This window comes from Shewanella eurypsychrophilus (genome assembly GCF_007004545.3).
Taxonomy (GTDB): domain Bacteria; phylum Pseudomonadota; class Gammaproteobacteria; order Enterobacterales; family Shewanellaceae; genus Shewanella; species Shewanella eurypsychrophilus.
Window position 1 is genome coordinate 1,977,902 of record NZ_CP045503.2, and the last position, 15,440, is coordinate 1,993,341.

The 15,440-nt window shown below is 43.8% G+C and carries 13 protein-coding genes; 11 read left to right on the forward strand and 2 right to left on the reverse strand.

The features are described 5' to 3' along the window. The first annotated feature begins 110 nt into the window (after positions 1-110). Positions 111-1,322: a beta-ketoacyl-ACP synthase I gene (gene fabB, locus FM038_RS08295; RefSeq protein ID WP_185965779.1), complete on the forward strand. Its 1,212-nt coding sequence runs from the start codon at positions 111-113 to the stop codon at positions 1,320-1,322. A 175-nt stretch (positions 1,323-1,497) separates the two neighbouring features. Here fabB and FM038_RS08300 read toward each other — a convergent pair whose 3' ends face one another. Next, positions 1,498-1,911, reverse strand: coding sequence for a MerR family transcriptional regulator (locus FM038_RS08300; protein ID WP_142872806.1), 414 nt, complete (start codon positions 1,909-1,911; stop codon positions 1,498-1,500). A gap of 66 nt (positions 1,912-1,977) precedes the next feature. Here FM038_RS08300 and FM038_RS08305 point away from each other — a divergent pair, with 66 nt between their 5' ends. The 5 genes from FM038_RS08305 (at position 1,978) to FM038_RS08325 (ending at position 6,065) form a co-directional block, all read left to right on the forward strand. Then, a complete protein-coding gene (locus FM038_RS08305; protein ID WP_142872807.1) occupies positions 1,978-2,214 on the forward strand; it encodes a GDCCVxC domain-containing (seleno)protein in 237 nt (78 codons plus the stop codon). Beyond that, the gene (locus tag FM038_RS08310; RefSeq protein WP_142872808.1) at positions 2,202-2,597 is read left to right on the forward strand and encodes a hypothetical protein; all 396 of its coding nucleotides are present in this window, start codon (positions 2,202-2,204) and stop codon (positions 2,595-2,597) included. The genes FM038_RS08305 and FM038_RS08310 overlap by 13 nt, the downstream gene beginning before the upstream one ends. 28 nt (positions 2,598-2,625) lie before the next feature. After that, positions 2,626-2,934, forward strand: a complete 309-nt coding sequence (locus tag FM038_RS08315; RefSeq protein ID WP_142872809.1) for a heavy-metal-associated domain-containing protein — start codon at positions 2,626-2,628, stop codon at positions 2,932-2,934. A gap of 55 nt (positions 2,935-2,989) precedes the next feature. Beyond that, positions 2,990-3,643, forward strand: coding sequence for a hypothetical protein (locus tag FM038_RS08320; protein ID WP_223293024.1), 654 nt, complete (start codon positions 2,990-2,992; stop codon positions 3,641-3,643). Positions 3,644-3,773: 130 nt separating this feature from the next. After that, a complete protein-coding gene (locus FM038_RS08325) occupies positions 3,774-6,065 on the forward strand; it encodes a peptidase U32 family protein (RefSeq protein WP_142872811.1) in 2,292 nt (763 codons plus the stop codon). A gap of 640 nt (positions 6,066-6,705) precedes the next feature. Here FM038_RS08325 and FM038_RS08330 read toward each other — a convergent pair. After that, complete coding sequence (locus FM038_RS08330; RefSeq protein WP_142872812.1) at positions 6,706-7,686, reverse strand: transposase; 981 nt, start codon at positions 7,684-7,686, stop codon at positions 6,706-6,708. A 277-nt stretch (positions 7,687-7,963) separates the two neighbouring features. Between FM038_RS08330 and FM038_RS08335 the strand changes: the two genes are divergently transcribed. From FM038_RS08335 to folC, 5 genes are all read left to right on the forward strand, one after another. Then, positions 7,964-9,127 (forward strand): 4-phosphoerythronate dehydrogenase, encoded by a 1,164-nt coding sequence (locus tag FM038_RS08335; RefSeq protein ID WP_142872813.1) that lies wholly within the window; start codon positions 7,964-7,966, stop codon positions 9,125-9,127. Positions 9,128-9,129: 2 nt separating this feature from the next. Further along, positions 9,130-10,146, forward strand: coding sequence for an aspartate-semialdehyde dehydrogenase (locus FM038_RS08340; RefSeq protein WP_142872814.1), 1,017 nt, complete (start codon positions 9,130-9,132; stop codon positions 10,144-10,146). A 201-nt stretch (positions 10,147-10,347) separates the two neighbouring features. Further along, on the forward strand, positions 10,348-13,155 hold the full coding sequence (locus tag FM038_RS08345; RefSeq protein ID WP_142872815.1) for a FimV/HubP family polar landmark protein: 2,808 nt from the start codon (positions 10,348-10,350) through the stop codon (positions 13,153-13,155). 147 nt (positions 13,156-13,302) lie between these two features. Beyond that, positions 13,303-14,088 carry a tRNA pseudouridine(38-40) synthase TruA gene (gene truA, locus FM038_RS08350; protein WP_142872816.1) on the forward strand — a complete coding sequence of 262 codons (786 nt, stop codon included), beginning with the start codon at positions 13,303-13,305 and terminating at the stop codon, positions 14,086-14,088. Between the two features lie 73 nt (positions 14,089-14,161). Then, positions 14,162-15,439, forward strand: a complete 1,278-nt coding sequence (gene folC, locus FM038_RS08355; protein WP_142872984.1) for a bifunctional tetrahydrofolate synthase/dihydrofolate synthase — start codon at positions 14,162-14,164, stop codon at positions 15,437-15,439. Position 15,440 lies beyond the last annotated feature (1 nt).

A 15,440-nucleotide genomic window follows, 5' to 3' on the forward strand; every position in this document is an offset into this window, starting at 1 on the left:
TTTTACCCATATTTATGGAAAGCTGACCACTTAATTGCTCGAAAAGCGATATTATTAGCTCAGCAAATTTAGTACTGAATGTACTAATGTACAGAATGGATAGGAAATTAATGAAAAGAGTCGTGATCACCGGACTTGGCGTAGTTTCAAGTATTGGTAACAACAAGCAAGAAGTCACCGAGTCACTAAAAGCCGGCCGCAGTGGTATTACTCACTCAGCTCAGTTTGAAGAGATGAAACTTCGCAGCCGTGTTTGGGGCGATATCAAGTTAGATCCTAAAGATCATATTGACCGTAAAGCACTGCGCTTTATGGGCAATGCTGCAGCTTATGCGTATATCGCGATGGCAGAGGCTATTGAAGATGCAGGCTTAACCGAAGAGCAGTATTCTGATCCTCGTGTGGGTATTATTGCTGGTTGTGGTGGTGCGTCTTCTGCTAACCAGGTTAGGGCTGCCGATATTCTTCGTGAGAAAGGTGTGAAGCGTGTTGGTCCGTATATCGTGCCACGTATCATGTCCAGTACCGCGAGTGCATGTTTAGCCACGCCATTTAAAATTAAAGGCATGAACTACTCAATAAGCTCTGCTTGTGCAACCAGTGCTCACTGTATCGGTCACGCCGTTGAACTTATCCAAATGGGTAAGCAAGATATGGTGTTTGCGGGTGGTTCTGAAGAAGTTGATTGGACCCTGACTATGGGCTTTGATGCTATGGGCGCACTGTCAACTAAGTACAATGACACACCAGAGAAAGCCTCTCGTACCTATGATGCAGACCGTGATGGTTTTGTTATCTCAGGTGGCGGCGGAATGGTCGTAGTTGAAGAGCTTGAGCATGCATTAGCACGTGGCGCAAAAATTTACGCTGAAGTTGTAGGTTATGGCGCATCATCAGATGGCTATGACATGGTTGCACCATCAGGTGAAGGCGCGGTTCGCTGTATGCAAATGGCCCTTGCTGATGTTAAGACGCCAGTTGATTACATCAACACCCACGGTACATCGACACCAGTGGGTGATACCCGTGAACTTGAAGCATTACGTGAAACTTTCGGTGACAACCTGCCGGCTATCGCTTCAACTAAGTCTTTGACTGGCCACGCACTCGGTGCTGCTGGTGCTCACGAAGCTATCTACAGCATCATCATGATGGAAAATAGCTTTATCGCTCCAAGTATCAATATTGATAACTTAGATGAGAAAGCGGAAGGTATGCCAGTAGTGACTGAATACCGTGAGGTTGAACTCAACACAGTGATGAGTAACAGTTTCGGCTTCGGTGGCACCAATGCCACTTTGGTGATGACCAAGTACAAGTAACTTTCCATCTGAACGTTATTTGTAACTGTTAGCCGCTAACGCGGTAAAGAAAGGGAGCTTAGGCTCCCTTTTTATGTCTGGAATTCTTGTAAACAAGAGATGTCAATTTACCAGGGATGGGAATAAATTTACTTGGTGTCTGGCATTCTCGTAAAAATGAGATGTCAATTTGGCTCTATTTTTTGGTAAAGAGTGCATCAACGATAGGGCAGTCGTTTATTGAGTCATGACTCGTCTTACATTGGTTGATCATCTCATCCAGTGCCGATTGAAGACGTTGTAAGTCATTAATTTTTTCCTGCACCAACTTGGCCTGTTGCATGGCTAATGCCCGCACTTCACCGCAGTAGTGGTTGGGTTCATCAATAAATTTAAGCAGATCTTTGACCTGTTCAATTTTAAAACCCAGATCACGGCTACGCCTGATAAAATTCAACCGCTTAACATGGGGTAACGCATACACCCTGTGCCCGCCACTGGTTCTTGGCGGCTTCGGCATCAGACCTATTTTCTCATAGTAATGAACCGTTTCAACTTTGCAGTTGGCTTCTTTGGCCAGCTGTCCAACTGAATATTCTTCAGCATTCATATCAAAGCCCTTGAACCTATAGTTACTATAGGTTCTATAATAACATAAACAGATTAGGGAACATGTATGTCGAATATTATTACAGGTTCAGAACTCAGATGTCCTGAGTGTGGGTACAAGGAGCTGATTGAAATGCCGATGGATTATTGTCAATGGTTTCATGAGTGTATTGCTTGTAAGCGGTTACTGAAGCCTCTGCAAGGGGATTGCTGTGTGTTTTGTTCTTATGGCTCAGTACCATGTCCACCAATCCAGGAGTCTGGTTCCTTGTCTGCTTGTATGGGGGGAGAATGCCAGAAATGACTCTATTAGAAAAACCATACCTAAAATGGGTTGCGCTGTTTGTCGCCAGCGGTACTTTGATCTGTTGTGCCTTGCCTATTTTATTGGTTTCTTTGGGTTTTGGTGCTGTCGTAGCAAGTTTGAATTATGAAATACCCGCACTGCTATTTCTTGCTGAGTATAAAATCTGGACCTTGCTCTTAGCTGCTTTAGTCTTGATTATTTTGGCTTGGGTGATCTGGCGTCCTAATCAAGCCTGTCCTTCCGATCCTTCTTTGGCTGCTCTGTGTCAAAAAACAAAACAATGGAATAAGAGGGTTTTCTGGTTCAGTTCAGCGATCTGGTTCATTGGTTTTTTCACAAGTTATCTTTTACTGCCATTTCGTCTATTTCTTGAGTCATAAAGGAGAACTATGTAATGAAGGAAAAATCATGAAACAGATTCTATTATTAGCATTGGTTGTTATTTTATCTTTGGCATTCCCTATTCATGCCAAGACAATTGAAGTCGATGTACACGGCATGACTTGTGCCTTATGTGTCGATACGTTAAATCGAAAATTTAACAAGATGCAAGGTGTGCTAGGAGTGAAGGTGAGTATGAAGGTTAAGAAAGTGCAACTAGAAGTCGACTCAAGTGCGCCGAGCCTAGAGGTGATTAAGCAGACAATTTTAGATGCTGGCTTTACGCCAACAAAAATCACAGTGCTTACCGATGAAGTATCTAAAATACAGGGTTAAAGCCATTGTCTACCTTACACTTTTATTATTATTTAATGTGCAAGGTGTTAACAGCATGGGGCTGCGATCCTTTGTAGCCTTACCGGTTGATAAGAGTGGCTATGTAGTACGGTTTTCATATGAAGGCTCAGTTGATGGCGGCAGAGATACTTTTATTACCAGTGCAGCCTATGGACTGAGTCGCAATAACGCCTTACTTATTGGCATTCCTTACACGCTATCTTCGACAGACGGATCGGGTGTCGGCGATCTATCGGCTATTTATCGCCTCACAGTGCTACAAGATGATTTCTATGCCGGTACTTCCAGATTGGCATTATTAGCTGGGGCCCTTGTGCCAGGAACGAATGCTCGAGATCCGGCTGTACAAGCTGGCTTTGTTTATACACATTTTAAAAACAGGCATGAATTTGATATTGATCTTCTTTATCAAGCGGGCGTAGCACAACGCCCCGATAGTGGACGGTATGATATCTCTTGGCAGTATCGACTCTCTCCTTCTGCGAGACCAGATTGGGGGATTGTGTCCGAGTTAAATCTTGTCACTGAACTTAATGGAAGGTGGAATGAAGTCGATAAATTGACCCATCAGCTCACTCTTGGGCTTCAATGGGTTAACCCAAGATGGGTGATAGAGGGTGGTTTTATTCAAAATATCAGTAATAACAACAACTCCACTATAATTTTAAGCACACGATTTCATTTTTAATCATTGTTACTTCTGATATTTGGGCTTGTATCGCTGTGTAGCAATTGCTAATAATTTTCGTAAACCATATTCATTAGCAAACGATACGGGTACCATCCCCCCATAAAATGCCTAACAACAAGTTGTAACCATGGATCCAAAGATTGAATTATTAGCCCCTGGCGGTGATGTTGATGCGATTAAAGCGGCAATTGTTGCCGGAGCCGATGCTGTTTATTGTGGCTTAGATACCTTCAATGCTCGCAACCGCGCCGCTAATATCTCCTTTGAGGAACTGGTTGGCATCATTCGTTTAGCACACCAGTATCAATGTAAGATTTTTCTGACACTGAATATCGTGATCTTAGAAAATGAGTTTAAGTCGCTGGCAAAGCTACTTAGCAAGTTGGTTAACACCACTTTAGATGGCGTGATAGTGCAAGATATTGGCATGTTCTATCTGCTCAAAAAGCATTTTCCAACTTTAGATATCCACGCATCGACTCAGCTAACGACCCATAACATTGGTCAAATTCCATTTTTAAAGAAGCTAGGCGCCTCACGGGTCAATTTATCGAGAGAGCTCAATCTACGCGAGATAACCGCAGTCACTGCGGCTGGACTTGAACACGATGTCACTACTGAAGTGTTTGTTCACGGCTCCCTTTGTATTGCGTTCTCAGGGTTATGCTATTCCACCTCAGCCAGTGTCGGTAACTCGGGTAACCGCGGTCGTTGTAGCCAAGCTTGCCGAGAAGAGTATGAAACCACCGAGTCAGGTCATAATTTTCCGCTCAATATTAAAGACAACTCGGCTTTTTTCGACCTGCCGGCATTAATCGAAGCTGGCGTACATTCGTTTAAAGTAGAAGGTCGCATTAAGGGCGCAAGTTACGTCCATACTGTGATAGACAGCTTTCGAAAACAGATTGATGGCTTTCTAGCAACTGGAGAGTTACTTGAAGATGGCGAGCGTCTCTATAAAGTCTTCAACCGCGATCTAACTAACTCCTTTTTAAAGGGTGACTTAAATCAGTCGATGTTTATCGATAACCCCCGTGATAACTCGAAAAATCACCTAAAAGATAAACTCACTGATAATGGCTCACGGTCAATTTCGGTGGTACAAATTCATGATGCGGAGCAAGCATTACAGGTAGAAAAGAGCCAAATTCAAGCGACGGTCAATGACAAAATTAAGCACTTAAGCATTGATAAACTGCCGCTGACATTGGCTTTCTCGGGTCAAGTTGGCGAGCCACTATCTATTAGTGTTAGCACCCACGATTTTATTATTGGTCAAACCCAGTTAGTCGATAAAACCTTTACCGTGCATTCTCGTAGTTTACTGACTCACAGTGACGAAGCTAGCATTGATAGCAGTGCAATTGAGAAACGCTTCAAGAGTTTACATAACGCTGAGTTCGACCTTCAGTCACTCATCACCGACGATTTAGCGGCAGGTTTGAGCATCCCCTTTAAAGAGCTCACCACCTTAAAGAAACAGGTATTATTGCAGCTTAACCATGGCACAGTCGTATTACCCGCCGTTGAACTGCCTAAGCTGGTTAAACATCAAAAAATACAAGATGAGACTCCTAAGTTGTCTATTTTAATCTGTGATGAGGCCGATATTGCCCTTGCTGATACCACAGATGCAGACATTTACTTTAAGTTGCCCGATGCTTATAAGCGCGGCTGCACCCAATATGTGGATTTTTTCAAACAGAACCCACGACTCATCCCTTGGTTTCCATCAGTGCTAATTGGTAAAGATTTTGATGCAGCGCTGAATATTCTAGAGCAGGTACAACCTGCACTGATTGTCACCAACAATACAGGTATCGCCAATCGCGCCTTTGAACTTGGTATTAAATGGATTGCGGGTCCGTTTTTAAACACCACTAACTCTTATGCATTACTCGCAATGCAAGAGCAGTTTGATTGCCACGGCGCCTTTATTTCTAACGAAATCAATCAGCAGCAAATTAAACATATTGCCCGCCCAGCTAACTTTAAGATGATGTATAGCATCTATCATCCGATTTTACTTATGGCGAGCAGACAGTGTTTTTTCCAGCAGAGTGTGGGCTGTGAAAAGCCGCGTATCGATAATGGCTGTATGCTCTCTTGCGATAAATCGACCAGTATCACCAACCTTAAGGGTGATGAGTTTGCTATTGATAAGCAAAAAGCGGGTTACCCCAGTATTTATAATCAAGACCAATTCTTAAACAGTGAGATCATAGACGATCTCGCTCATCTATTTGATGGTTTTATGATTGATTTAACCAATATTGGCGCCGGAGATAAGCCATCACCTGACAAGGTCCAGCTGATCAAGCAGTTTGAGCAACTCCTGAGTGGGCAAACTAGTGCGGCAAAAACGCTTGAGGATATGGTGCCACAATCGACGGTATTGCAATACCACAATGGGCTGTAACTTGTGAGATAACAAGTTCCTTAAATATCCTTTGAGTTGGGTTCATTAGGCGGGTTTAGTATTTATTGAGTCTGCTATGAACCATAGCTGCGTTGTTATCTAGGGTCTGTCCAGCGAGGAGTTTACTTGGCGAATAGCAAGTTTCAAATATCTTTCTTGAGTTGGTTTTCATTTCACTGTTTTGGTACTTGATTAGTTTGCTTAGTACCAAAGTTTCATTAGTGTTAATTGCCTGCAGCAAGCTGACATGAAGACACTTCAGTGGGTCGCTGCAAGTACAGTCTCTGTAAGCTCTACTAAAACATCCATGTTTTGGAAGCCCACTGCCGTATCTACATCAGGTTATTAATTTCTTTGATATAAGCTTACTGGTATTAGCTCGTTTCTGGACAAGAAAAACAAAGAAAAACATAGCCACCCATTTTATTTACCTTCGTTTATCGCTTGATGAGATTTTAGGCGGGAAGTGTCAAAACTGAGATGTCTGTAGGTAAATATGTCTAAGAGGTGAGTAATGTTACTGCAAATATACAAAAAATATAGTTATTCACCGAGATTCAGGCACTATCAAGTACCGAAATTTCTATTCGGTCTGATATTTATCTTAAGTTGTCCCGTTCATTAAGTCCTTATCGGTTTGTTAGCTGCTACTGAGCCATCTCTGGCAATTAGCTGCCCCTTGTCTACGTTTTCGCTCTAAGTGCTCGCAATAGACACCTAACTCTTGAACTGTACCGACAGGGCCTTTAAATAAGCGACTAAATTCGGTGGTGAGTTTCAGCCAATTTTCCTGAGGGATATTGAGTCTATTGAGTATTTTTTGTGAATCTGGGCTAATAGCGCCTCGTTTATCGGCTCTGATTATTCGTCCTGTTTCATCAACCAGCTGTAGGTAATCTTTAGCGCTGAACATGAGTCCTTTAACCATCTCTTTTTGCTCATTGCCTACAAAGGATAAAAGTGCTTGGGGTTGCTCTCCCTTTATTGCTGCTTTGATGCGTTTTTGAATACTGGTGAAACCTGAGGTTTCAGGGGCGTTAGCGACCTTAGCTCGAATCGGGTTGAGGTCGACATAAGCCATACAAGCCAGAACTGCTGCTTCATCCAATAAAGCTTGGGATTTGAAACGCCCCTCCCAAAACCTTCCAGTACATCCATCCTCTTTATTCGCTTTTCTGGCAATCGGTTCATTCAATGCACGCATAAACCAACTGATGTCACTAAGTCGACTTCGATATTGAGCAATCGAATGTTTTAGATCTGCAACCTCACAGCTTTCAATCACCTCTCCTTGAGCAAATTTCTGAGTAATATCAGACCCTTTAAACAGTTGATGCCAGTGCTCTACTACCTCTCTATCTGTCCATGAATTGGCTTCAAAAATGTCGACTCTCAATACCAAGTGCAGATGGTTAGACATCACAGCATATGCGGCGACATCTATCGCAAACACTTCGGCTAACTCAAGAATTCTTGATTCAACCCAGTCTCGGCGGTGCTCATATGACTTCCCGGTATATTTGTCGACTCCCGTAAGCCATGCGAAGCGAATACATTTCGACATGCAGTGGTAAAACGGAGTGTCTTCGATACTGACTAATGTGCTTCTGGGTCTAGCCATAACAACCTCAATGCAAGTGTGACTATTTAAGTTTAGTCGCAGCTCAATAAAGCGGCAGGAATTATGGGTGGCTATGTTAAAGGGGAGGCGCTAGATGACAAAGAAGATACGAGCTTCATCAATCTACGACATATATTCAACCTACCCAATACCAAAACAGCCAAATAAAACTCAGGCTACAACAAAGGCAAAAAAGTAACCGGCTTCATTCTCAAGTTGCTGCCATCTTGGTAGAATACGCCAACTACCGCATTCAGCTCACTTTTTGGAAACCAAAATGAAGATCCTTGCCGATGAAAACATGCCTTATGTCCAACAGCTATTTGGTGATTTAGGTACGATTGAAACTGTTAATGGTAGGGAGCTGACGCCAGAGCAGGCACAAGATGCCGATGTGCTCTTGGTTCGTTCAGTGACTCAGGTTAATGCGTCTTTGTTGTCACTTAATAAAAAGATTAAATTTGTCGGCAGTGCCACTATAGGCACAGATCATATTGATACTGATTACCTTGCGAGCCGTGATATTCCTTTTAGCAACGCACCGGGTTGTAATGCCACTGCGGTTGGGGAGTTTGTCTTTATCGCTATGCTGGAACTGGCGAATAGATTTGATGACAGCTTAAAAAGCAAAACCGTAGGTATCGTTGGGGCTGGTAACACTGGTTCTGCGGTGGCTAAGTGTCTTGCAGCCTATGGTGTGAATGTTTTACTGCATGATCCTGTCATTGCAGATAGCGATCCACGTGACTTTGTTAGTTTAGATGAATTGATACATCGCTGTGATGTGATTAGCCTGCATGTGCCTATTACAAAAACAGGTGAGCATAAAACCTGGTACCTGTTTGATGAAGCCAGACTCAACAGTTTAAAGCCTGATACCTGGTTGCTCAATTGCTGCCGCGGAGAAGTGATTGATAACCGCGCCTTGATAAAAGTGAAGCAACAGCGTTCAGATATAAAAGTGGTGCTCGATGTCTGGGAAGGCGAGCCCAACCCTATGCTTGAACTTGTTCCTTATGTTGAATTGGCAACACCTCATATCGCAGGCTACAGTTTGGAAGGAAAAGCGCGCGGAACCTACATGCTGTATATGAAACTGATGCAGGTGCTTGGACAGGAAGCCGACAAGTCGATGACTTCGTTATTGCCTTCACTGTGGAGCGAGCAATTGAGTATCGAAAGCGTCCCCAGTGAAAAATCCCTGTTACAATTGTCCCGCTTTATTTATGACCTGCGGGATGATGATGAACAATTTAGAGCCATGATTCTCATTAATTCATCAAAAAACAAGCGAGTTAATTGCGCTAATAACAATGGGTTTGACCTTATGAGAAAAAATCACAAGCATAGACGTGAATTTAGTGCCTTAAGGGTAGTAAGTACGGGGCAATCTGATGTAAATTGGTTGTCCAATTTAGGTTTTTCAGGAATCGGTCAGTAATTATGTCGCAAGAATTTAATGTTGTCGTATTAGGTGCGTCGGGTGCAGTGGGTCAAACAATGATAGAGATCCTCGAAGAGCGCAAATTCCCTATTGCAAATTTATACCCTCTAGCCAGTAGCCGTAGTGCGGGCGATACGGTCAGCTTTCACGGTAAACAGGTAGAAATTCTTGACGTAGATGACTTCGATTGGTCTCAAGCGCAGATAGGATTCTTCTCTGCCGGTGGTGATGTTTCTGAAAAGTGGGCGCCTATAGCTGCTGAAAATGGTTGTGTGGTTATTGATAACACTTCGCATTTTAGATATGACATCGATATCCCCCTTGTTATACCAGAAGTGAATCCGGAAGCCATTGCTGATTTCCGTAATCGTAATATCATTGCTAACCCTAACTGTTCAACGATTCAAATGTTGGTAGCACTCAAGCCTATTTATGATGCGTTTGGTATTTCACGTATTAACGTGGCGACGTACCAGTCAGTATCTGGTTCAGGTAAGCAAGCGATTGAAGAGCTTGCGGGTCAATGTTCAAAATTGCTCCAGGGTCTTCCTGTCGAGCCAAAAGCCTATTCAAAACAGATAGCCTTTAATGTGTTACCTCAAATCGATAAGTTTATGGATAACGGTTACACCAAAGAAGAGATGAAGATGGTCTGGGAAACTCAGAAAATCTTCGGTGATGACAATATCGTGGTTAATCCTACTGCAGTGCGTGTACCTGTGTTTCATGGTCACTCAGAAGCAATTCATCTGGAAACGATCCAGCCCGTAGAAGCTGAAGATGTTAAGGCTGTGTTGCGTGATGCGCCGGGTGTTGAACTTTTTGAATCAAATGAAGAGTTCCCTACAGTTGTTACTGACGCGGCGGGAACAGATCCTGTTTATGTGGGTCGTGTTCGTAAAGATATCTCACATTCTCATGGAATAAACCTATGGGTTGTCTCTGATAATATTAGAAAAGGTGCGGCCTTGAACAGCGTTCAAATCGCAGAAGTGCTGATAAGAGATTATTATTAATCTTAGTCTTTCAAAGCTGAAATAGAGCTAAATTGATGAAAAAGCCTGCAATATGCAGGCTTTTTTTGTTTTAGCAGTTGTTTTTGAATTGTGAACAGTAGCAGACCTTTGATTTCTGGTTTATAGTAATCTCAATAAATACAATTGCCTAAAGCTATGCTGTTTAAAGGCAGCACCACTGCGCTTGAAAGGGAATAATTGATGAACTTTCGCACTTCATATCTTGTCGGTCTGATGGCCTCAGCTCTACTCGTTTTTACTGTTAGTCCTTTTGAACAAACAGCTTTTGCCGCTGAGCCACTAAAAATCACTGGCCCTGATGGCGAGGTTAGACAGACAAATCGTCAATACGGTCCGACTCAATCGTCCGATACTTTTTGGAGCATAGCTCAAAAAGTACGCCCCGATAGCGGTGTTAGCATCTATCAGGTGATGGCGGCTATATATGACGCTAACCCTCATGCTTTCTCAAATGCTAACTTTAATAGCTTAGAGAAAGGCATGATATTGCTTATCCCTTCTAAGGAATTAATGCTAGCCATTCCTCAAAGCATGGCTAAAGCGCGTGCAGAGAGAGATGATAAAGGTTGGAAGAAAGCGACGCAGCCAAAGGTTGAGGCAAGGGTAGAAGCGACGACGCCAGTAAGGCCTGTTACCTTACCTATCACTGCTGCAGAGGCAGAAGTAGCAAAGCCTACTGTTCAAACCGATGGACTTGCTGAATTAACCGCTAAACTTGAAACCGCAGAGGCAAAAAATTTACAGCTGACTGATGAATTGGGCAGAGCGCAAGATCAGTTGGATGTAGGAAATTCAGATACAGACAGCCTCAAAGGCAAAATTGACGAGTTGAATGAGCAGGTCGCGCTGCTAGAAGAGCAGCTTCAAGCCAGTAAGCTGCAAGGTGCAGGGCTTAGCGAAGAAGTGAAGGCTTTGCAAGAACAGATAAATGCATTGCAGACAGTTGAGCCTGAACAGGAGCCAGATCTGTGGCGTAACTTCATGAGCAACCCAATGATGCTGGTTGCAGCTATTTCAATTCCAGCTTTATTAGTACTGGGTCTCTTGTGGCTATTCTTGAGACGACGTCGTGATGATGGATCTTCCGATCCCGCAGAGAAAGAAACAGAAGATACGCCGAGCAGTGCCCCCGCAGCAGCGGGCATAGATGCCACTGCAGAAGATACTGTGTCTGCTGAAGAAGTGGAAGCGATTCACCTCGATACTGAAGGGGAAGATTCCATCGACTCTCTCATGAGCATAGATACGGCAGATCTGCAGCCTGAAATCGATATGAGCAGTGATGAGCAAGTTGATTTAGAGTCAGAGATGTTTGTTGATCCGGGTGAAACTCCAAGTGAGGAGGAACCTGTCGAAGAGGAAGGCCAATCCCTTGATGACCTTTGGGCTGAGGCCATGGGTGAGCAAGATGATGAGGAACCTAAAACGGCGGATGAAGATGATTTAGATTCTCTGCTAGCAGGTTTTGATGAGCCAGCAGCAGATGAACCTGCAGTAGATGAAAATGTAGTTGAAGATGCTGTTGAGCTAAGCACGCCAGAAGATGTCAGTGAACTTGTTTCTGAAGATGACCTAGATTCATTATTGGCTGGATTCGATGAACCGGCTCAGGCGGAAAACACTGAAGAAAAAAGTGTAGAACCTGCTAGTGATATCGTATCGGAAGACGATTTAGATTCACTGCTTGCTGGATTTGATGAATCACCGCAGGCGGAAGGCAGTGAAGAAGACAGTGTAGAAGCTAGCGTAGAAGAAATTGCAGAACCTGTTAGTGATACCGTATCGGAAGACGATTTAGATTCACTGCTTGCTGGATTCGATGAGTCACCGCAGGCGGAAGATAGTGAAAAAGAAAGCGCCGAACCAAGTGAAGATGCCGCAGATGTGGATGCTTTACTTGCAGAGTTAGATATGGTTTCAGATGCTGAGCCAGCGACAGCACCAACTGTAGAAAGTGCTGATGATAGTGATTTAGCAGATGCTATCTCAGCAGAGCTAGAGAGTGAAATCGACAGCTCTGAAGTTGAATCTGAGGAGGATTTAGATGCATTACTTGCAAGTTTCGATGAAGACAAGAGTTCGACTGAAGAGGTTAATGAACAGCAAGCTGATCTAACTGATGCGATTTCGGCTGAACTCGAAGGCGAGGTTACTGAAAGTGAAGGCAGCGAAGATGAACTTGATTCTCTTCTAGCTGAATTTGATATTACAGATTCAGGTATTGCTGAAACGCTTGATAAACCAGCAGCAGATGACGTCGATGCCCTGCTTTCTATAGACACAGGTGCAGATGAGTCGGGCAGTAAAGATGAAGCCTTAGATTCACTACTTGCCGATTTAGAGTCTGTGGACCCTGCTCAGGCTAAAGATCCGGTTGCTGTTAAAGGCTCTGGTGGGATGTTTGCGGATCTTAAGGGTGGCAAGAAAACAGATGATAACAGTCTTGATTGGGACTCAAGTGCCGATATTCAAGAACCCGTTATTGCGCCATCGAGTAATGACGAACTGTTAGATCCTGTTTCTGAGCGAGCTTCAAAAGTCATGCAAGATAGCAGTGAGCTAAATTTAGCCCTCGAAGATGAAACCAAGCTGACCGTTGACGAAGCTATTGCTGCCTTAGATGTCGAAGAGTTGTCTAAGTCACCTGCAGTGGCCGTTAATGAACATGACCTCAGTACTTTCCAAAAAGATAACGGTTTTATCGATATCGATATGTTACTCAATGAGGCGGATGAAGACGAAGTTGAAGCCGATCAATATAAAGAGTTAGATGTTGATATGGGCGAACTCGACGATTTGATGGGCAATGCAGCCATGGTGGATGTCGATGACGAAGAAAACTCAGTCAATGCTAAACTCGACTTAGCAAGAGCCTATATTGAAATTGATGATCATGACAGTGCTAAAGCCTTGCTAAAAGAAGTACAAATTGATGGTAATAACAGACAGCAAGATGAGGCTGATGGCTTAATTAAAACCTTAGATTAAGTTTTGTCTTGTTTCGAAGAAAACGACGCTAACTGCGTCGTTTTTTTTATCTGAATTTAAAGTCTGTGGTAAACTCCGCGGCCAAATAGGTTTATCAGATTGAAGTTTTACGGCGACATAGACTTGTGAGTCGTTCAAAGAGGATATATGCGAGTAGCGTTAGGTATCGAATATGATGGCAGCAATTATTATGGGTGGCAGCGTCAGCTCGAAGTCGACACAGTTCAAGCCCAGTTAGAGCGCGCACTGTCAAAAGTGGCCAACCAACCCATTACAGTTCACTGTGCCGGTCGAACAGATGCAGGCGTGCACGGTACAGGCCAAGTGGTGCACTTCGAAACAACGGCTAACCGTAAAGAGAGTGCCTGGACCTTAGGGGTTAATGTTAATTTACCCGATGATATAGCAGTAAAGTGGGTCAAAATCGTTGATGAAGACTTTCATGCTCGTTTTTCTGCCACCGCCAGACGCTACCGTTATATGATCTATAACTATCACCTCAGGCCAGGGATTTTGCGTTCTGGCGTGAGCCATTATCGTAGTCAGCTCGATGAGTCCTTAATGCATGCAGCGGCGCAGCATTTTGTGGGTGAACATGATTTCACTAGTTTCAGAGCCTTGCATTGCCAGTCTAAAACCCCGTTTCGCCATGTTCATGAGGTGAATGTCACACGTCAAGGCATGTACATCTGTGTCGATATCAAGGCCAATGCATTTTTGCATCATATGGTGAGAAATGTTGTCGGTTCCTTGATTGAGATTGGCCTGGGTCACCAGCAAGGCGATTGGATTGTCGAGCTGTTGGCGTTAAAAGATCGAAGTAAAGCGGCCCCAACAGCTAAGCCTAATGGCTTATATATGGTCGATGTGACTTATCCTGAAAAATATGACTTGCCTAAATTGGCACTCGGTCCTCTATTCATGCTGGATTAATAGCGCTGCTGAACATCTCTATTGGCACCACGATGTGGTGGAACTTTTTAAATGAATTATGAGCAAAACAATCATGCCAATATCTCCCACAGAAGATGCCAGTTTAGAGACTTGGCTGGATTATTTACTCGCTATTCATCCTACTGAAATTGAGATGGGGTTAGGCCGAGTATCACAAGTGGCCGACCGTTTAGGGCTTAGAGACTTAGGCCAAGCTAAAGTTATCACCGTTGCGGGGACAAATGGTAAAGGGACCACCTGCGCCATGTTAGAGAAGGTATTACTACTCAGTGGTGAAACCGTTGGCGTTTATAGCTCACCGCATATGCTTAAGTACAATGAACGGGTGCGGATAAACAGCTGTGATGTCGATGATGCCTTGTTTATCGAGGCATTTAGCGCGATCAATCAGGCCCGTGGCGATATCTCTTTAAGCTATTTTGAGTTCGCGACCTTGGCTGGGCTATATATCTTCAAAGACGCTGAGCTTGATGTGGTGCTTTTAGAAGTCGGCTTAGGTGGCAGGCTCGACGCGATAAACATTATTGATGCCGATATTGCCGTTATCACTTCTATCGATCTCGACCACCAGGAATACTTAGGGGATACTCGTGAATCAGTGGGTATGGAGAAAGCGGGCATCTTTCGTGCAAATAAGCCGGCGATAATCGGTGAGCCAGATTTACCCGCATGTGTGGTCGAATATGCTAATGACTTAGGTGCAGTCATGTATCGCGTGGGTCATGAGTTTAGCTATCGCTGTGAAGCCAGTTCTTGGCAGTTCAGCGGCATGAAAACGATAAGTGATATTCCCATGCCTTCGTTGCCATTGCCTAATGCTGCCACGGTATTGGCGGTACTTGAACTTGGTTGGCCTCAACTAGATGCTGATATTATTCGAAAGGGCATACAAGCTGCGCGACTATCTGGCCGACTCGAAGTGGTTAGCAAGCAGCCTTTAATTCTTCTCGATGTTGCTCATAACCCTCATGCGGCTCGTTATCTGGCAAATCAGCTACAAGGTCATCAGCCTAAGCGTCTTTTGGCGCTTTGTGGCATGTTAAAAGATAAAGACTGCAGCGAAGTGATAAAAATCATGGCGCCACAGGTGGATGTGTGGGCGTTTACTCGCCTGCAAACTGACCGAAGTGCGTCGGCTAGCGACCTCAATCAATTATTGTCTGAACATGTTACCGACATTGAAGCGGTAAAATCTGATGACTTTGACTCATTAGATGTTGCTTGGCAGTCACTTAGTGCAGAAATATGCCAAGGAGATGTAGTAATTGTATTTGGCTCCTTTTACACTGTGGCAGAGTTTAAAAACATTGCACTGGACGGTCGTGAGTAAT

Excerpts from the sequence above, each read along its gene's own strand:
- fabB (WP_185965779.1), top strand. The coding sequence starts at position 111 with ATGAAAAGAGTCGTGATCACCGGACTTGGCGTAGTTTCAAGTATTGGT.
- FM038_RS08300 (WP_142872806.1), bottom strand. The coding sequence starts at position 1,911 with ATGAATGCTGAAGAATATTCAGTTGGACAGCTGGCCAAAGAAGCCAAC.
- FM038_RS08305 (WP_142872807.1), top strand. The coding sequence starts at position 1,978 with ATGTCGAATATTATTACAGGTTCAGAACTCAGATGTCCTGAGTGTGGG.
- FM038_RS08310 (WP_142872808.1), top strand. The coding sequence starts at position 2,202 with ATGCCAGAAATGACTCTATTAGAAAAACCATACCTAAAATGGGTTGCG.
- FM038_RS08315 (WP_142872809.1), top strand. The coding sequence starts at position 2,626 with ATGAAACAGATTCTATTATTAGCATTGGTTGTTATTTTATCTTTGGCA.
- FM038_RS08320 (WP_223293024.1), top strand. The coding sequence starts at position 2,990 with ATGGGGCTGCGATCCTTTGTAGCCTTACCGGTTGATAAGAGTGGCTAT.
- FM038_RS08325 (WP_142872811.1), top strand. The coding sequence starts at position 3,774 with ATGGATCCAAAGATTGAATTATTAGCCCCTGGCGGTGATGTTGATGCG.
- FM038_RS08330 (WP_142872812.1), bottom strand. The coding sequence starts at position 7,686 with ATGGCTAGACCCAGAAGCACATTAGTCAGTATCGAAGACACTCCGTTT.
- FM038_RS08335 (WP_142872813.1), top strand. The coding sequence starts at position 7,964 with ATGAAGATCCTTGCCGATGAAAACATGCCTTATGTCCAACAGCTATTT.
- FM038_RS08340 (WP_142872814.1), top strand. The coding sequence starts at position 9,130 with ATGTCGCAAGAATTTAATGTTGTCGTATTAGGTGCGTCGGGTGCAGTG.
- FM038_RS08345 (WP_142872815.1), top strand. The coding sequence starts at position 10,348 with ATGAACTTTCGCACTTCATATCTTGTCGGTCTGATGGCCTCAGCTCTA.
- truA (WP_142872816.1), top strand. The coding sequence starts at position 13,303 with ATGCGAGTAGCGTTAGGTATCGAATATGATGGCAGCAATTATTATGGG.
- folC (WP_142872984.1), top strand. The coding sequence starts at position 14,162 with ATGCCAATATCTCCCACAGAAGATGCCAGTTTAGAGACTTGGCTGGAT.